This is a genomic window from Pseudomonas sp. FeN3W, from assembly GCA_030263805.2.
GTDB lineage: Bacteria > Pseudomonadota > Gammaproteobacteria > Pseudomonadales > Pseudomonadaceae > Stutzerimonas > Stutzerimonas stutzeri_G.
This window is the reverse complement of sequence record CP136010.1, coordinates 3,539,740-3,556,096: the sequence shown is the minus strand read 5'-3', so window position 1 is coordinate 3,556,096 and position 16,357 is coordinate 3,539,740. Positions and strand designations below refer to the sequence as shown.

General features: G+C 64.8%; 17 protein-coding genes. 14 read left to right on the top strand and 3 right to left on the bottom strand.

The window, feature by feature from the left end; translation table 11 throughout:
- Window positions 1-92 precede the first annotated feature (92 nt).
- The 8 genes from P5704_016715 (at window position 93) to P5704_016680 (ending at window position 8,750) form a co-directional block, all read left to right on the top strand.
- Complete coding sequence (locus P5704_016715; protein ID WOF77680.1) at window positions 93-926, top strand: urease accessory protein UreD; 834 nt, start codon at window positions 93-95, stop codon at window positions 924-926.
- Between the two features lie 140 nt (window positions 927-1,066).
- Window positions 1,067-1,369, top strand: a complete 303-nt coding sequence (ureA, locus tag P5704_016710; GenBank protein ID WOF77679.1) for an urease subunit gamma — start codon at window positions 1,067-1,069, stop codon at window positions 1,367-1,369.
- Between the two features lie 11 nt (window positions 1,370-1,380).
- Entirely contained in the window at window positions 1,381-1,935 is a 555-nt protein-coding gene (locus tag P5704_016705) for a GNAT family N-acetyltransferase (protein WOF77678.1), read from the top strand.
- Window positions 1,932-2,237 carry an urease subunit beta gene (locus P5704_016700; GenBank protein ID WOF77677.1) on the top strand — a complete coding sequence of 102 codons (306 nt, stop codon included), beginning with the start codon at window positions 1,932-1,934 and terminating at the stop codon, window positions 2,235-2,237. The genes P5704_016705 and P5704_016700 overlap by 4 nt, the downstream gene beginning before the upstream one ends.
- 688 nt (window positions 2,238-2,925) lie before the next feature.
- Window positions 2,926-4,626: an urease subunit alpha gene (ureC, locus tag P5704_016695; protein ID WOF77676.1), complete on the top strand. Its 1,701-nt coding sequence runs from the start codon at window positions 2,926-2,928 to the stop codon at window positions 4,624-4,626.
- A gap of 342 nt (window positions 4,627-4,968) precedes the next feature.
- Entirely contained in the window at window positions 4,969-5,697 is a 729-nt protein-coding gene (locus P5704_016690) for a hypothetical protein (GenBank protein WOF77675.1), read from the top strand.
- A gap of 330 nt (window positions 5,698-6,027) precedes the next feature.
- Window positions 6,028-7,500 (top strand): NCS1 family nucleobase:cation symporter-1, encoded by a 1,473-nt coding sequence (locus P5704_016685; protein WOF77674.1) that lies wholly within the window; start codon window positions 6,028-6,030, stop codon window positions 7,498-7,500.
- Between the two features lie 68 nt (window positions 7,501-7,568).
- Window positions 7,569-8,750, top strand: a complete 1,182-nt coding sequence (locus P5704_016680; protein ID WOF77673.1) for a GAF domain-containing sensor histidine kinase — start codon at window positions 7,569-7,571, stop codon at window positions 8,748-8,750.
- Here P5704_016680 and P5704_016675 read toward each other — a convergent pair whose 3' ends face one another.
- Window positions 8,751-9,017 carry a DksA/TraR family C4-type zinc finger protein gene (locus P5704_016675; protein ID WOF77672.1) on the bottom strand — a complete coding sequence of 89 codons (267 nt, stop codon included), beginning with the start codon at window positions 9,015-9,017 and terminating at the stop codon, window positions 8,751-8,753.
- A 202-nt stretch (window positions 9,018-9,219) separates the two neighbouring features.
- On the opposite strand from P5704_016675, the gene P5704_016670 reads away from it, so the two are divergent.
- Window positions 9,220-9,945: a TorF family putative porin gene (locus P5704_016670; GenBank protein ID WOF77671.1), complete on the top strand. Its 726-nt coding sequence runs from the start codon at window positions 9,220-9,222 to the stop codon at window positions 9,943-9,945.
- A 6-nt stretch (window positions 9,946-9,951) separates the two neighbouring features.
- On the opposite strand, the gene P5704_016665 is transcribed toward P5704_016670, so the two are convergent.
- Both P5704_016665 and P5704_016660 read right to left on the bottom strand, forming a co-directional pair.
- On the bottom strand, window positions 9,952-10,815 hold the full coding sequence (locus tag P5704_016665; protein WOF77670.1) for an oxaloacetate decarboxylase: 864 nt from the start codon (window positions 10,813-10,815) through the stop codon (window positions 9,952-9,954).
- Window positions 10,816-10,915: 100 nt separating this feature from the next.
- Window positions 10,916-11,788, bottom strand: coding sequence for a DMT family transporter (locus tag P5704_016660; GenBank protein ID WOF77669.1), 873 nt, complete (start codon window positions 11,786-11,788; stop codon window positions 10,916-10,918).
- Window positions 11,789-12,029: 241 nt separating this feature from the next.
- On the opposite strand from P5704_016660, the gene P5704_016655 reads away from it, so the two are divergent.
- From P5704_016655 to P5704_016635, 5 genes are all read left to right on the top strand, one after another.
- Window positions 12,030-12,515, top strand: coding sequence for a GNAT family N-acetyltransferase (locus P5704_016655; GenBank protein WOF81264.1), 486 nt, complete (start codon window positions 12,030-12,032; stop codon window positions 12,513-12,515).
- A gap of 163 nt (window positions 12,516-12,678) precedes the next feature.
- The gene (gene ureE / locus P5704_016650; GenBank protein WOF77668.1) at window positions 12,679-13,179 is read left to right on the top strand and encodes an urease accessory protein UreE; all 501 of its coding nucleotides are present in this window, start codon (window positions 12,679-12,681) and stop codon (window positions 13,177-13,179) included.
- Complete coding sequence (locus P5704_016645) at window positions 13,176-13,868, top strand: urease accessory UreF family protein (GenBank protein ID WOF77667.1); 693 nt, start codon at window positions 13,176-13,178, stop codon at window positions 13,866-13,868. The genes ureE and P5704_016645 overlap by 4 nt, the downstream gene beginning before the upstream one ends.
- 1,156 nt (window positions 13,869-15,024) lie before the next feature.
- A complete protein-coding gene (ureG, locus tag P5704_016640) occupies window positions 15,025-15,639 on the top strand; it encodes an urease accessory protein UreG (protein ID WOF77666.1) in 615 nt (204 codons plus the stop codon).
- A gap of 28 nt (window positions 15,640-15,667) precedes the next feature.
- On the top strand, window positions 15,668-16,240 hold the full coding sequence (locus P5704_016635; GenBank protein ID WOF77665.1) for a HupE/UreJ family protein: 573 nt from the start codon (window positions 15,668-15,670) through the stop codon (window positions 16,238-16,240).
- The last annotated feature ends 117 nt before the right edge of the window (window positions 16,241-16,357 follow it).

Below are 16,357 nucleotides of genomic sequence, written 5' to 3'. Positions count from 1 at the left end.
CGCCGATCTGTCAGGCCGCGCACCAATGCAGCGCATAACGGGCATGGCGATTGCTCTGCTTTCCTGACCGACAGATCGAAAAGCCTGCACCCATGAACGCCCCTGCACCGCTGTTCACCCCCCATTGGCATGCCGAGCTGGAGCTCGGTTATGCGCTGTGCGCCGGCGCCACGCGGCCGGTGCTGCGTCGCCACAACGGGCCGCTGCGGGTGCAGAAGCATCTCTACCCCGAGGGGCCGGACGTCTGTCAGCACATCATCGTGCACCCGCCGGGTGGCATTGCCGGCGGGGATCGGCTGGATATTAGCGCCTCGGTTGCAGCCGGTGCCTGGGCGCAGCTGACCAGCCCCGGTGCAGCCAAGTGGTATCGCGCCGTCGGCCCGGCCTTTCAGGACCTGCAGCTGCGCGTCGAGGCCGGTGCCACGCTGGAATGGCTGCCGCAGGAGACCATCGTCTATTCCGCGGCTCAGGCCGAGCTGAACACTCGCATCGAGCTGCACGGCGACGCCCGGCTGTTCTACTGGGACATCGTCGCCCTCGGCCGGCCGGCCGCGGGCGAGCGCTTCGACGCCGGGCATTTCCAGGCGCGCCTGAATATCCGCCGCGATGGCCAGCTGATCTGGCACGAGCGCCAGCGCATCGCCGGCGCCGATGCGCTGCTCGACTCACCGATCGGCCTCGACGGGCGTTCGGTGTTCGCCACCCTGATCGTCAGCGGCGAAATCGACGCCGAGCTGCTGGAACGCTGCCGTGAATTACCCAGCCGCGTGCGCGGTGACCTGACGCAACTGCCGGGGCTCATCGTGGCGCGCTGTCTGGCCGACGAGGCGCTGCATGCGCGCGCCTGGCTGATCGACCTGTGGCGGCTGTTGCGCCCCGAACTGCTGGGCCGCGAAGCGGTACCGCCGCGAATCTGGAGTACCTGAATGATCGGTGGGCACGGCTGCGCCGCTGCCCTCCCTACGCCGGCGCGCCTGCGTGCACGTCGCCCTGAACAACGCTGCGTGGTCTCGACCACCGGCCGGTGGATACGAAGAGCGACATCCACCCTACGACTGGAGCTGTTATGGATCTGTCACCAAGAGAGAAGGACAAGCTGCTGATCTTCACCGCCGGCCTGGTGGCCGAGCGCCGGCTGGCCCGCGGTGTGAAGCTCAACTACCCGGAGGCCATGGCCTACATCTCCGCTGCGCTGCTCGAAGGCGCGCGCGACGGCCAGACGGTCGCCGAGCTGATGCACTACGGCACCACCCTGCTCAGCCGCGAGCAGGTGATGGAAGGCGTGCCGGAGATGATTCCGGAGATCCAGGTCGAGGCGACCTTCCCGGACGGCACCAAGCTGGTCACCGTGCATCAACCAATCGCCTGAAATATCGGTCAATGTCTACTGCCCATGACCTTGAACCGTTCTTGAAGGAAACCAACGTGCAGATACGCGACGCCCTGGACACCGACCTCGAAGGCATCCTGCAGATCTACAACGACGCGGTGCAGAACAGCACGGCGATCTGGAACGACCGGATCGTCGACCTCGACAATCGCCGCGCCTGGCTGGCCGAGCGCCACGAACAGAACTACCCGGTGCTGGTGGCCATCGACGAGCTGGGCCAGGTGGCCGGCTATGCCTCGTTCGGCCCCTGGCGCCCGCATGACGGCTTTCGCCATACCGTGGAGAACTCGGTGTACGTGAGCCCCGACCACCGCGGCAGCGGCATCGGTCGCAGCCTGATGCAGGCGCTGATCGAGCGCGCCCGGATGCTCGAGAAGCACGTGATGATCGCTTTCATCGAAAGCGAGAACCGCGCCTCGATCCATATGCACCAGCAGCTCGGCTTCATTCACGTCGGCCAGATGCGCCAGGTCGGCTGCAAGTTCGGTCGCTGGCTGGACCTGACCATGATGCAACTGACCCTGAACAGGACGTCCCAACCATGATTCCCGGCGAATACCAGATCCAGGACGGCGACATCGAGCTCAACGCCGGCCGCCGCACCCTGACCCTCTCGGTGGCCAACAGCGGCGACCGGCCGATCCAGGTCGGCTCGCACTACCACTTTTTCGAAACCAACGATGCGCTCACCTTCGACCGCGCCGTCACGCGCGGCATGCGCCTGAACATCCCGGCCGGCACCGCGGTGCGCTTCGAACCGGGACAGAGCCGCGAGGTGGAGCTGGTCGAGCTGGCCGGCGAGCGCCGGGTGTTCGGTTTCGCCGGACGGGTGATGGGCGCGCTCTAAAAGCCCCTCACCCCAACCCTCTCCCAGAGGGAGAGGGGGAAAAAGCCACCGTCGCGGCGGGATGCACAAACGCAGATCACCTCTCACCCACCGGGAGAGTAGAAGTGGCCGACCGCGATGGGACAGACCAGCGCCAATCCGCCCCCTCTCCCTCCGGAGAGGGTTGGGGTGAGGGCAATACAGGAACAGACGACAGCACCGCTCCTCTCCATAGGAGAGAAAAGCGGCCCACCGCGACGGGATAGACCAACGCCGATCAGCCCCCTCTCCCTCCGGGAGAGGGTTGGGGTGAGGGCAACACAGGAACAGACGACAGCACCCCTCCTCTCCATAGGAGAGAAAAGCGGCCCACCGCGATGGGATAGACCAGCGCCAATCCGCCCCCTCTCCCTCCGGGAGAGGGTTGGGGTGAAGGCTACACAGGAACAGACGACAGCACCGCTCCTCTCCATAGGAGAGAAAAGCGGCCCACCGCGAAGGGATAGACCAACGCCGATCAGCCCCTCTCCCTCCGGGAGAGGGTTGGGGTGAGGGCAACACAGGAACAGACGACAGCACCGCTCTTCTCCATAGGAGAGAAAAGCGGCCCACCGCGATGGGATAGACCAACGCCGATCAGCCCCCTCTCCCTCCGGGAGAGGGTTGGGGTGAGGGCAGAGCCACTACAGGGACCGACCAAGGAGCCCCGATGAAGATCAGCAGACAAGCCTACGCCGACATGTTCGGCCCCACCGTCGGCGACAAGGTGCGCCTGGCCGATACCGAGCTGTGGATCGAAGTGGAAAAGGACTTCACCACCTATGGCGAGGAAGTGAAGTTCGGTGGCGGCAAGGTGATCCGCGACGGCATGGGTCAGGGTCAGCTGTGCGCCGCCGAGGTGGTCGACACGCTGATCACCAACGCGCTGATCCTCGACCACTGGGGCATCGTCAAGGCCGACGTGGGCCTGAAGGACGGCCGCATCGCCGCCATCGGCAAAGCCGGCAACCCGGATATCCAGCCGGACGTGACCATCGCCATCGGTGCCAGTACCGAGGTGATCGCCGGTGAAGGCATGATCCTCACCGCCGGCGGCATCGATTCGCACATCCACTTCATCTGCCCGCAGCAGATCGAAGAAGCGCTGATGAGCGGCGTGACCACCATGATCGGCGGCGGCACGGGTCCGGCCACCGGCACCAACGCCACCACGGTGACGCCCGGCCCCTGGCACATGGCGATGATGCTCAAGGCCGCTGACGCCTTCCCGATGAACATCGGCTTTACCGGCAAGGGCAACGCCTCGCTGCCCGAACCCTTGATCGAGCAGGTCAAGGCCGGCGCCATCGGCCTCAAGCTGCACGAGGACTGGGGCACCACCCCGGCCGCCATCGACAACTGCCTGTCGGTCGCCGACCAGTACGACGTGCAGGTGGCCATCCATACCGACACGCTGAACGAATCGGGCTTCGTCGAGACCACCCTCGGCGCGTTCAAGGGCCGCACCATCCACACCTACCACACCGAAGGTGCTGGTGGCGGCCACGCGCCCGACATCATCAAGGCCTGCGGCTTCGCCAACGTGCTGCCCAGCTCGACCAACCCGACCCGGCCGTTCACCAAGAACACCATCGACGAGCACCTGGACATGCTCATGGTCTGCCACCACCTCGACCCGAGCATCGCCGAGGACGTCGCCTTCGCCGAGAGCCGCATCCGCCGCGAGACCATCGCCGCCGAAGACATCCTGCATGATCTCGGCGCGTTCTCCATGATCAGCTCCGACAGCCAGGCCATGGGCCGCGTCGGCGAAGTCATCACCCGCACCTGGCAGACCGCCGACAAGATGAAGAAGCAGCGCGGCGCCCTGCCCGGTGACGGGGATGGCAACGACAACTTCCGCGCCAAGCGCTACATCGCCAAGTACACCATCAACCCGGCCATCACCCACGGCGTCAGCCACGAGGTGGGCTCCATCGAAGTCGGCAAATGGGCCGATCTGGTGCTCTGGCGCCCAGCGTTCTTCGGCGTCAAGCCGACGCTGATCCTCAAGGGCGGGGCCATCGCCGCGAGCCTGATGGGCGACGCCAACGCCTCGATCCCGACGCCGCAACCGGTGCACTACCGGCCGATGTTCGCGAGCTTTGGCGGCTCGCTGCATGCGTCGAGCTTCACTTTCATCAGCCAGGCCGCCTTCGAGGCCGGAGTGCCCGAACAGTTGGGGCTGAAGAAGAAGATCGGCGTGGTGAAGGGCTGCCGTTCGGTGCAGAAGAAGGACCTAATCCACAACGACTACACGCCGGACATCCAGGTCGACCCGCAGAACTATCAGGTGCGCGCCGACGGCCAGCTGCTCTGGTGCGAGCCGGCCGAGGTGCTGCCGATGGCGCAGCGCTACTTTTTGTTCTGATCAAATTGTTCCGATCGACAGCACGCCGAGGGAGGCCCACTGCCTCCCACCCGGCGCGCGCTTTGACCATCGCCGCAAGGTCGATGCTCGCGCTGCACTTCGTCGGTTCGCGAGGGAATCAACCGTTCGATGGATTGGGAAAGTCGGGCATGCAATTACCGTCTGACAACCCAAGCGCAACGCTCTACCCAGGGATGCATGGATGCGCAGCGAGCACCGGCTACCGTGGCTGGCGGAAGGCATTGCCGGTACCGCGTTCGAGGGGAAAGCGGGCGATTTCGGGTAACCGCGTCAGCTGAAAACCAGCGGCGCGATTGACTGAATCCTACGGAGAAACAATCGATGTTCAAAACCAACGCGCTTTTCGCTGCTGTACTCGCCGTCTCTGCCACCCAGGCTATCGCGGCCAGCAGTGAAGCGGTTATCGAACAAAACGGTGTTGACCAGATCGCCGATGTCTACCAGGAAGGCGTCGGCCAGGCTTCGTACATTTATCAGACCGGCGCTTCGCAGCAGAACAGCGCCACGACCACCCAACTCGGCCAGGACAACTTTTCCGAGGTAACTCAGCAGGGTGCCTTGCACCAGGCCGATGTGATTCAAACCGGCGTCGAGGGCGAGGTGTTCATCAGCCAGTACGACCGGGACAACAGCACGATCGTCGAGCAGGCGGGCTTCGCCAACAGCGCCGACGTGATCCAGGATGGCGTGAGCAACGATGTGGTGCTGATCCAGGACGGCGCGTACAACAGCACCATTGTCGATCAGTTCGGTGAAGGCAACGAAGCGCTGATCTCCCAGAGCGGCCAGGAAGGCATCGTCGATCTCATCCAGACTGGCAACATGAACGTGGCCGATATCGATCAGGCTGGAATCGGCAACTCCGTCGATCTGGAACAGCAGGGCGACGGCAACCTCGCGCTGGTCGATCAGTTCGGCGATTCCAGCCAGGCCATGCTGCTGCAGAGCGGCACCGACAACTTCGCGACCGTGACCCAGGCAGGCTTTGCCGACTACGCCAGCATCAGCCAGACCGGCAGCAACAACACCGCGATCGTTACCCAGCAGTAATCGCGTCCATCGGCCGATTCGGTCGGAAAGCCAGGCCCCCACGCAGGGCCTGGCTTTTTATGCGCCATCGAAAAGCACCCTGCTGGTGCATTGCACGCACCTAAGGCTCTCGAGCGGCGCCCCCGTAGACAGGCCGCTGCACTCATCCCCGGCTAAATCCGCACCAGTTTCTGTATACAAAAAATCCAGGCGAACTGTCTGGGAGCGCCTAGAATCCAGGGGTTGGCGAAGTGGCGCGCTACGCCACGGCCGATTTATTCGCGAGATCTGCCTTACGCGGAACAAGAACTGCATACAAAAACTCCACAGTCTTGCTCAGAGCGCCCTCCCATGAACCGTGACGACTTCCAGATCAAACAGATCGATCCCAGCCTGTACAACGCCGATCTCGCACCACTCGCCCCGCCTGAGCGCAAATGGGGCTGGTTCGAGATCTTCAACGTGTGGTCCAACGATATCCAGAGCCTGTTCGGTTATACCCTCGCCGCCACGCTGTTCATCAGCTACGGCCTCAATGGCTGGGCGGTGCTGGCGGGCATCGTGCTGGCCGGCTTCATCGTCATGGGCCTGGTGCAGCTCACCGGCAAACCCAGCGTGAAGTACGGCATCCCGTTCCCGGTGATGGCGCGGGCGAGCATGGGTGTGCGCGGCGCGAACTTCCCGGCAGTGGTACGCGGCATCGTCGCCATCTTCTGGTACGGCGTGCAGACCTATTTCGCCTCGACCGCGGTGGCCCTGCTGCTGCGGACATTGCTCGGCAGCGAGCCAGAGGCGGCCACGCTGCTCGGCCTGACGGCCATCGACTGGGCCGCCTACGTGATCGTCTGCGTGTTCCAAGTGGCGCTGTTCGTGCGTGGCGTCGACTGGGTAACGCGCTTTCTCAACTGGGCCGGGCCGCTGGTGTACCTGGTGATGATCGTGCTGATGATCGCCATCTGGTATCAGGCCGGCCCGAGCCTGGTCGGCGCCCTCGGCGACATCTTCAGCGGCAGCGGAGAGCACGCCGGCGGACCGATCGCCGCGTTCGCCGCGGTGGTCGGCACCATGGTCGCCTACTTCGCCGCCGTGGTGATCAACTACGGCGACTTCGCCCGTTTCGTGAAGAGCGAACGGCAGATGCGCATCGGCAACTTCCTCGGTCTGCCGGTGAGCCTGGCGATATTCTCGCTGATCGCGCTGGTGATCACCGCCGGGACCGTGGTGGTGTTCGGCGAAACGCTGACCAACCCCACCGACATCGTCGCGCGCATCGATAACGTGACCCTGACAGTGGTGGCCGCCATCACCTTCTTTGCCGCCACGGTCGGCATCAACCTGGTCGCCAACTTCATCCCGCCGGCCTACGACATCGCCAACCTGGCACCGGCCAGGATCAGCGCGCGTACCGGCGGTTTCATTACCGCGGCCATCGCCTTCTTCATCGGCGCGCTGTGGGTGGCCTTCATCAGCGAGGTGGGTATCGCCGCCTTCGTCGACACGCTGGGCGCGGTGCTGGCGCCGCTGTACGGCATCATCGTCGCCGACTATTACCTGGTTCGCCGCCAGCACCTGGACCTGCAGCAGCTGTTCTCCACCGAGCGCAGCGGGATCTACCACTTCAATGCCGGCTGGAACCGCAAGGCGATGATCGCCTTCGGCGTCAGCGCGCTGTTTTCGGTGGCCTCGGTGTGGGTGCCGGGCCTGGAGAGCCTGTCCGGCTTCGCCTGGCTGCTCGGCGCGCTGTTCGGCGGCGTGCTGCACTACGGACTGATGCGTAACCAGTCGTTGCTCGCTCGGGCGGTGCAACCCGCTCCGCTCGGCTGACCGGCGCCTGCTGCAGAGGTCGGCCATGTTAAAGTGGCCGGCCTTTTTACGTCGCTCAGGGCCTGCAGATGGTGCGATCCATCCTCGACGACCTGCTCACCGTCCAGCGCATCAGCGCCGTCCCGGCCATCCTGCAAGTCGTCAGCAAAACAACCGGATTGCGCTTCGCTGCGGTCGCTCGGGTTACCGAAAATTCCTGGACGGCCTGTGCCGTGCTCGACCGCATCGAGTTCGGTCTGAAGGTTGGCGGTGAACTCGACGTGACCACCACGCTGTGCAGCGAAATCCACACTTCGCAGCAGCCGATCATCATCAGCCAGGTGAGCGCCAACCCCGACTACTGCAACCATCACACACCGCAGATGTACGGCTTCGAAAGCTATATCTCGGTGCCGGTGCTGCGCGCCGACGGCAGTTTCTTCGGCACGCTCTGTGCGCTCGACCCGCTACCGCGCGACCTTTCCCACCCGGCGACGCGAGCGATGTTCGAGTCATTTGCGCGGCTGCTGACGCTGCAGATCGAAGCCGAGGAGCAACAGCAGGCCACGCGTGCGGCGCTGGCCGATGAGCGCATCACCGGCCACCAGCGCGAACAGTTCATCGCCCTGCTCGGCCATGATCTGCGCACCCCACTGGCCTCAATCCAGGCGGCCAGCGATCTGTTGGTCCGGCGCTCTACGGAACCCGATACGCAACGACTCGCCGAGCATGTGCGCACCTCCAGTCAACGCGCCTCACGAATGGTCGATGATCTGCTGGATTTCGCCCGCGGCCAGCTGGGCAATGGCATACCGCTGAACTGGACGGCCTCGGCCAACTTGCATCTTGTTCTATCGCAGGTGGTCAACGAGCTGCGTACCGCCTATCCACGCCGGGTGTTGCTTGACCAACTGCCGGAGCTGCCGGTGTTCGAGTGCGACCCGGACCGGATCGCCCAACTGCTGGCCAACCTGATCACCAACGCGCTGCATCACGGCGCCAGTACCGGTCCGGTGATCGTGAAGGCCGAGGTGGTCGACAAGCATTTCCAGCTGGCGGTGCACAACCGCGGCACGCCAATCCCACCTGAACGGTTGGAACAACTGTTCCATGCCTATTCCCAGGAAGACGACACCTCGCGCAACGGGCTTGGGCTCGGGCTGTTCATCGTCGATCAGGTGGCCAAAGCCCATGGCGGCGGCATGCGGGTAACCTCCAGCGCCGAAGCCGGTACCACCTTCACCTTCCGCATGCCGCTCAACCGCACCTGATCAACGCAGCTGGCTGTCCTTGCTGCCACGGCGGTTGTAGCCGCTGAACCTGGCGTCTTCCTTGTCCTGCTCGGCCTGGCACTTGATGCACAGCCTGACGCCAGGCACCGCCTGGCGCCGCGCTTCGGGAATGGCCGCGCCGCACTCCTCGCAATGCTTGAGGCTCTCGCCGCGGGCGAGCTTGCTGCGGGCGCGCTGCACCGCGTCTTCGACGGTACTGTCGATCTGCTCCTGGACGGCACCGTCGCCTGCCCAACCTGTCGCCATTGCTCACCTCCCGCATCGCTCGATGCTGTTCTGCTTTGGAGTCATTGCGCGGGCGGATGCTCACCCCAGGCGATACCGCCCATCGAATGACGCCGGGCAATCGACGGATGGCGCTGACCGGGCGGCATAGTCGCCTATCCTGCCCCGGTTCACGCCGACGGCTCAGCGCCTCGGGCATTTGCGAACCGGCAGGGCAGCCAGCATGAAGCGCATCTTACCGACCATAACCAGCCTGCTCCTGGCAGCGGGCTGCGCCAGCGAACCACAGGTGCTTGAGCGCGAACTGGGCACCTTCGACCTCAAACTGGGCACCGAGCCCGCCCGCAGCATGGCTCAGGGGCTGGTGCAACCGAGCACCGGCAATGCATTCCATGGCGGACTCGATCTCACCCATGCCAGCGGGCTATATGTCGGGCAGTGGTCCCCCAGCGTCGGGTTGGTCGACGGTAGGCAACTCGAGGTGAATTCCTATCTCGGCTATGCGCAGCAGAACGATCAGGATCAACTCGGCTACGAGATCGGCCTGATGCGCTACAGCTTTCCGGAACTGCCCGAATGGGATCGTCACGAATACTACGGTGGCCTGACGCTGGGCGACCGGCGCCTCGGCGCGGCGCTGAACAGCGCCGCCGGGCGTACCGACAGCACGCTTTATCTGGACCTGGGCACGGTGACGCCTTTCGCCGTCGGCGTCCGCGTGAAGTACTCGAGCCACGCGCTGGCCACACCGCATTATCTCGACGGTGGCGGCAGCGTGGACATGTTCAGCGACTGGTCGCTCGACCTCTCGCGGCCCTGGCTGGGCCTGCAGCTGAATCTGTCCTACAGCGACTCCAGCCTGAGCGGCCAGGCGTGCAGCGCCTACTCGGGACAGAACCCGCGCTGCGACGGCCTGCTGACCTTCCGCGCCGAGCGGCAGCTGTTCTGAGCGCGGCTATTCCTTGACCTGCATGTATTCCTCGGCCCAAACGACGTATTCATCGGCCGTGGAGTATTTGACCGACAGCTGCGAGGCATTCAGGTCCAGTGCATCGACCTGGCGCTGCTCGCGCAGGCAATCGTAGGTGGCCTTGATCGCTGCGAAGTAGGCGGCATGGCCATTGACCACGATGCGCACGCCGAGCGCCGCCAGCCGCGCGTTGTCGCGCAGGTTGGGGTTGCCGTAGGTGACCAGCATCAGCGGCTTGCTGAGCTGGCTGGCGATGCTTTCCAGATGGTCGAAGTCCTCGATGCCGACCAGGCAGATGGCATCGGCGCCGGCCTTCTCGTAGGCCTGGGCGCGGGCGATGACTTCCTCGAAGCCGATCACGCCGGCATTGGTCCGGCCGATGATGGCCATTTCCGGGTCGACTCGCGCCTCCAGCGCCGCACGGATCTTGCCAACCGCCTCGAACATGCCGATGAGGTCGGTGGAGCGGCGACCGAATTTCGGCGGCAGCAGGGTGTCCTCGATGGTCAGCGCGGAAATTCCGGCGCGCTCCAGTTCGGAAACGGTGCGCATCACGTTCAGCGCGTTGCCGTAGCCATGGTCGGCGTCGGCCAGTACCGGCAGCTGGGCGACGCGGCAGATGCGCGTGGCCTGCTCGACGAACTCGCTCAAGGTGATGAGGTTGAAGTCCGGCGCGGCGAGGACCTGCAGCGAGGCCACCGAGCCGCCGAGGATGCCCACTTCGAAACCGAGGTCGGCGGCGATGCGCGCGGACATCGGGTCGAACACCGAGGCGGTGTGGAAGCAGCGGTCGGCGTTCAGCAGCTCGCGAAAGTTGCGGCGCAGGTCGTGATGAGAGAGTCGCGGCATATAGGCTCCATGGGTGCACGCAAGGGTCGATTCGCCCTGTCTTTTCATTTCAGTGTTGTTGAGAAGCTGCCTGGTCGGCCGAATGGCACATTTTCGCTGTTTATCTCTCGGCCGGCCCCTGGCGGCGCTGCACATAGGCCATGCACAGGCCGCTGGCGATGATCACCGCCATACCGATCAGCGCCCCCGCATCCGGCGCATGATCGAAGGCAACATAGCCGACCACCCCAGCGAAGACGATCTGGCCGTAGGTGAATGGCGCCAGGGTCGCCGCGCTGGCGAAGCGGAAGGCATTGGTCAGCAGCAGGTGGCCGAGCATTGCCATGCCACCGAGCGCGCCCATCAGCAGCGCGTCGTGCAGCGTTGGCGTCCGCCAGTTGAAGACCACCAATACGCTCAGGGTCACGCAACCGACCAGGCTGGTCAGGTAGTTGCTGGTCACCGGATGGTCGGTACCGGCCAGGCGCCGGGTCACCAGCTGATACACGGTGAACGACAACGCCGCGCCGAAGGGCAACAGCACCGCCGGTGTGAACAGCGCCGAACCGGGGCGCACGATGATCACCACCCCGAGCAGACCGAAGCCCACGGCCAGCCACTGGCTGCGGCTGACTCGCTCGCCCAGCAGCGCCGAGGCGATGGTCACCAGCACCGGGGTCAGAAAGATCACCGCGGTGGCTTCGGCCAGCGGGATGAAATGCAGGCCGTTGATGAACAGCAGACTCACGCTGACCAGGCTCAGCCCGCGCAGTAATTGCGGCCACGGGCGCAGGGTGCGAAACACGCGCTGGCCCATGCGCGGTACGAACAGCGCGGTCATCAGCACTGTCTGCGCGATGTAACGAGCCCAGATGACCAGGAACACGGGGTAGATTTCCGAGAGGTGCTTGGCCAGCCCGTCATGACTGGCCAGCAACAGACCCGACAGCAATATCAGCAGGACGCCGTAGAGCGGGTGGTGGTGATCGTTCAACGCAGGCCTCAAACCACTTGTTAGCAGGCTAACCATTATGCCTGTCATCTTGTCGCACCGCTGCACCAATCAGCTGAAACCTTTCACCTGAGCTCGAACACGGCCGCGACTGTCCCGCTGTGGATGCGCCGCCCGGCGGCAAGCGGAGCACCGGTATTTCGCGTATGATCGCCGGCTTTTTGCCGAGTCGCGCGGCGTTTCGCGGCGTTCGAGTGTAGTCGTGATGTACCAGTTGAGAGCGATGCAGGAGCGCGATATCCCTGCCGTCCTGGCGATCCAGGAAGAATCCTATGCCGCCGAGGTCCTCGAAGACGAGGCGGTGATCCGTTCGCGTCTGGCGGCGTTTCCACAGCTGGCGTGGGTGGCCGAGGATGACGAGGGCGTATGCGCCTACCTGTTCGCCTATCACTCGCGCCTGGGCAAAGTGACGCCGCTGGACGGGGAGTTCTGCACCGACGGCGAAGCCGATTGTCTCTATCTGCACGACCTGGCCGTGGCCAAGCGCGCCGCCGGCCGCGGCATCGGCCCGGCACTGGTGCGGCACAACCTGCAACAGGCCGGTGCCGCACAGTTGCGCTATTCGGCACTGGTGTCGGTGCAGGATTCCACCGGCTTCTGGTCGCGCCTGGGCTACGAAGCCCACGACGAACTCGACCCGCCGCAGGCCGGAAATCTGGCTAGTTATCAGATCCCAGCGGTGTACATGGTGCGCGACCTGCACCAGTAAGGCGCACGCACTAGATCAGCCTCCGACAGTCGCACCATGACGGTGCACCAAAAGCCCCATTATCAGGCACGCGGGCCCGATAGCGACCGCGATCGCGATATATGGGGCCGGTTGGCAAGCCACTTGCTCTTGTTCCGGAAACGATCCGACCGGAACTCTGCACATGCTGGTGATTCGCCAACGCATCGAGGCCCGCCCCGAGTGGCAGGCCGAACTCGAACTGACCTACGACGCGCGCAGCAAGAGTCGCCTGCGCTGCTTCAGTACCAGCGGCGAAGACGTCGGCCTGTTTCTCGAACGCGGCCAGCCGCCGCTGCACGATGGCGAATGCCTGCTCGCCGGTGATGGCCGTGTCGTGCGCGTACGCGCACGCCCCGAGCAGCTGCTGCATGTCACCTGCGCCAGCGCTTTCGAACTGACCCGCGCGGCCTATCATCTGGGCAACCGCCATGTCGCCCTGCAGGTCGGTGACGGCTGGCTGCGGCTGCTCGACGACTACGTACTCAGAGACATGCTGTTGCAGCTGGGCGCCAGCGTTGAACACATCGAGGCGCCCTTCCAGCCGGAGCATGGCGCCTACGGTGGCGGCCATCACCATTCCCACGCTGGCGAAGCGGAGTTCAGCTACGCACCGCGCCTGCACCAGTTCGGCGTACGCCCGTGAACGCGACGGCCGCTCCCGGCTCGGCCTGGGCATTGCTCCGGCTGGCCAGCCCGCAGTTGCCTATCGGCGGCTACAGCTATTCCCAAGGGCTGGAGATGGCGGTGGAGAACGGCCAGGTGAACGACCCGCCCAGCGCCCGGCGTTGGCTGGAGGACCAACTGCTGCTCAACCTCGCCCGCTTCGAGGCACCGCTGCTGCTGGCCCATTGCGAAGCGGCGGCACAGAACGATTGGCCGCACCTGTTGCAACTGGCCGCAGAACACCGCGCCAGCCGCGAAACCCGCGAGCTGCAGCTGGAAAGCCGGCAGATGGGCTATTCCCTGACGCAGCTGCTCGACGGCCTGCCAGAGCTCGACCCGCCAGCACGTGACTGCCTCGCGGCTGCCGGCGAGCCCGGTCTGGCTCTCGCCTGGGCACTGGCCGCCCGTGCCTGGCGGATCACGCCCGCCGACGCCCTCGCCGCCTGGTTGTGGGGCTGGCTGGAAAACCAGCTGGCGGTGCTGATGAAGACGTTGCCGCTGGGGCAGCAGGCTGCTCAGCGGTTGACCTCGCAGCTGTTGCCGGTTCTAAGCCGGGCGCAGCGGGAGGCCAGCGAGCTGCCGGAGCGGGAATGGGGTAGTGCGCCGTTTGGACTGGTGCTGACCAGCATGGCGCATGAGCGGCAGTACAGTCGGTTGTTTAGGTCATGACTAGATCGAGTCCGGCTTTGCCGTGCGCGTCTGTAGGAGCGAGCGCTGCTCACGAACCCGATGGTCACTCGTGGCGCACGGTGTTCACCGAACCAACGCGAAGGAATCCTGGCCGCGAAACTGTTGGTTTTCTGCCTGAGTGCCGGCGCTCCGCGCTTTCCTCGGCGCGAGCGACAGGTTGCGCCTCTCACGGCGCCTTACTTTTCTTTGCACGCGCAAAGAAAAGTAAGCAAAAGAAAGCGCGCCCCAGCATCCGGCCCTGCGCTACGCGCAGGGTTCATTCACTCCATCGCCGCTCCAGGGGTCGGCTTACAAGGGCCATCCATGGCCCTTTAAGCGGGGACGCCTCAGTCCTTTCGCCGCGTCCATGCGGCTCATCCCCTTACGCAACGATTCCGCTCACCCTCCTGAAGGGGAATCGGGTGTTGCCTGTCAGGCCGCGGAGGGAAAAGCAAATGCCCGTGCGACGCAATGTAGGGTGGAAAACTGCGCAGCATTTTCCACCGCTGGCTACAAGCAAGTTCTCGCCGGGCCATGGCGGATTACTTTTCAAAACGGTGGGTAAGCTTCGCGTTACCCACCCTACGGACGTCGCGCCCCTCCGCGCGGAATCCATTCGGCCAACTGAAAGGGGCGTTTTGCGTCGCCTGTTAGTCCGCACCCACGCAAACAAGCAAAGCGCTTCGCTTCCCTTGCTTCATATCTTCCAGACGACTCGGTCTCGACTCCCCTTCAGGAGGCCGAGCGCAGGTGTTGTGCAGGGGGACGCGAGGCATGGATGCCGAGCGAGGAGTGATGGGTCGGGGCCGCCGTCGGCATGGATGTCCCTTCGCGACGGCCCCCGGAGCAGCATCGGAGCGAGGGAAGTTTTGCGAAGCAAAACCCGGATGCAGGGGTGGCCTTCTTTTTGGTTACTTTTTCTTGGCCACACAAGAAAAAGTGACGCGCCGTGAAAGGCGCAACCTGTAGTTCCTGCCGAGGAAAGCGCGGCGCCCCACAGCGATGCCCGGGCCACAGCCAATACACGCCCAGCATTTTCACGCGAGCAAAAAACTCACCCCAACGAATCCCATATCGCCTCGCCGCCCCACTGGCAGCGGCGATCCCCGTATATCAACCCCTATGCACCCCAGCTGCCATCCAGAGGAGAACCCCCATGAATACCCACCCCCTGCGCGTCGGCATCGGCGGGCCGGTCGGTTCCGGCAAGACCGCCCTGACCCTCGCCCTGTGCCAGGCCCTGCGCGAGCGCTACAACCTCGCCGTGGTGACCAACGACATCTACACCCAGGAAGACGCCCAGTTCCTGGTGCGCAATGAGGCCCTGGCGCCCGAGCGGATCATCGGCGTGGAGACTGGCGGTTGCCCGCACACGGCGATCCGTGAGGACGCCTCGATCAACCTCGAGGCCGTCGAGCAGCTGAACCGGCGCTTTCCTGGGCTGGATCTGATCATCGTCGAGTCCGGCGGCGACAACCTCTCGGCGACTTTCAGCCCCGAGCTTTCGGACCTGACCATTTACGTGATCGATGTGTCCGCTGGCGACAAGCTGCCGCGCAAGGGTGGGCCGGGCATCTGCAAGTCCGACCTGCTGGTGATCAACAAGATCGACCTGGCGCCAATGGTCGGCGCCTCGCTGGAGGTGATGGATCGCGACGCCCGCAAGATGCGCGGCGAGCGCCCGTTCGTCTTCAGCAATCAGAAGGTCGGTCAGGGCCTCGACGAGATCATCGCCTTCATCGAAAAACAGGGAATGCTCAGCGCCGCCTGACGTCCGCCCGATAATCCAAGGAGTCTTTATGAACCTGCGCAAACCACTGCTCGCCACCCTCCTGCTGCTCAGCCCGGCCCTGGCGCTGGCTCACCCCGGCCACGACCATGCCGGCGTGCTGTCCGGCATCGCCCACCCCATCTTCGGTCTCGACCACCTGCTGGCGATGGTTGCCGTCGGCTTATGGGCAGCCCAGCAGACCGGCAAGGCGCGCTGGGCCCTGCCGCTGACCTTCGTCGCTACCATGCTGCTCGGCGGCCTGGCTGGCTTCGCCGGTTTCGAAATGCCGCTGATGGAAACCGGCATCGCCGGCTCGGTGCTGGCCCTCGGCCTGCTGGTAGCCCTGGCAATTCGCCCGCCGCTGGTCGTCGCCGCAGCGCTGACCGCGCTGTTCGCCGCCAGCCATGGCGTCGCCCACGGACTGGAACTGCCGGAGCTGTCCAGCCCATGGGGTTACGCCGTCGGCTTTGTGGCGGCCACCGCTGCGCTGCATGCCCTGGGCTACGGGCTGGTGCGCGGCCTGCCGCAGGCCGCAGCGCCGCTGGTTCGCATCGCGGGGGCCGTATCGGCGGTTACCGGCGCCTGGCTGCTGGTCGCCTGATAGGTGACAGGCATGCCCACAATAACCCTCGCTTATAACCCAGTCCCATCCTGAATCACCGGGAACCCTCGGCGACAGCACAAACCAAAGCTAGTGGACGCGTTCTACGGTGCGGCC

What these genes read in the sequence shown, in the direction of transcription:
- P5704_016715 (WOF77680.1), top strand. Translation starts at nt 93, where the DNA reads ATGAACGCCCCTGCACCGCTGTTCACCCCCCATTGGCATGCCGAGCTG.
- P5704_016665 (WOF77670.1), bottom strand. Translation starts at nt 10,815, where the DNA reads ATGCCGCGACTCTCTCATCACGACCTGCGCCGCAACTTTCGCGAGCTG.
- P5704_016680 (WOF77673.1), top strand. Translation starts at nt 7,569, where the DNA reads ATGGTGCGATCCATCCTCGACGACCTGCTCACCGTCCAGCGCATCAGC.
- ureG (WOF77666.1), top strand. Translation starts at nt 15,025, where the DNA reads ATGAATACCCACCCCCTGCGCGTCGGCATCGGCGGGCCGGTCGGTTCC.
- P5704_016670 (WOF77671.1), top strand. Translation starts at nt 9,220, where the DNA reads ATGAAGCGCATCTTACCGACCATAACCAGCCTGCTCCTGGCAGCGGGC.
- P5704_016685 (WOF77674.1), top strand. Translation starts at nt 6,028, where the DNA reads ATGAACCGTGACGACTTCCAGATCAAACAGATCGATCCCAGCCTGTAC.
- P5704_016700 (WOF77677.1), top strand. Translation starts at nt 1,932, where the DNA reads ATGATTCCCGGCGAATACCAGATCCAGGACGGCGACATCGAGCTCAAC.
- P5704_016675 (WOF77672.1), bottom strand. Translation starts at nt 9,017, where the DNA reads ATGGCGACAGGTTGGGCAGGCGACGGTGCCGTCCAGGAGCAGATCGAC.
- P5704_016635 (WOF77665.1), top strand. Translation starts at nt 15,668, where the DNA reads ATGAACCTGCGCAAACCACTGCTCGCCACCCTCCTGCTGCTCAGCCCG.
- P5704_016705 (WOF77678.1), top strand. Translation starts at nt 1,381, where the DNA reads ATGTCTACTGCCCATGACCTTGAACCGTTCTTGAAGGAAACCAACGTG.
- P5704_016655 (WOF81264.1), top strand. Translation starts at nt 12,030, where the DNA reads ATGCAGGAGCGCGATATCCCTGCCGTCCTGGCGATCCAGGAAGAATCC.
- ureE (WOF77668.1), top strand. Translation starts at nt 12,679, where the DNA reads ATGCTGGTGATTCGCCAACGCATCGAGGCCCGCCCCGAGTGGCAGGCC.
- ureA (WOF77679.1), top strand. Translation starts at nt 1,067, where the DNA reads ATGGATCTGTCACCAAGAGAGAAGGACAAGCTGCTGATCTTCACCGCC.
- P5704_016690 (WOF77675.1), top strand. Translation starts at nt 4,969, where the DNA reads ATGTTCAAAACCAACGCGCTTTTCGCTGCTGTACTCGCCGTCTCTGCC.
- ureC (WOF77676.1), top strand. Translation starts at nt 2,926, where the DNA reads ATGAAGATCAGCAGACAAGCCTACGCCGACATGTTCGGCCCCACCGTC.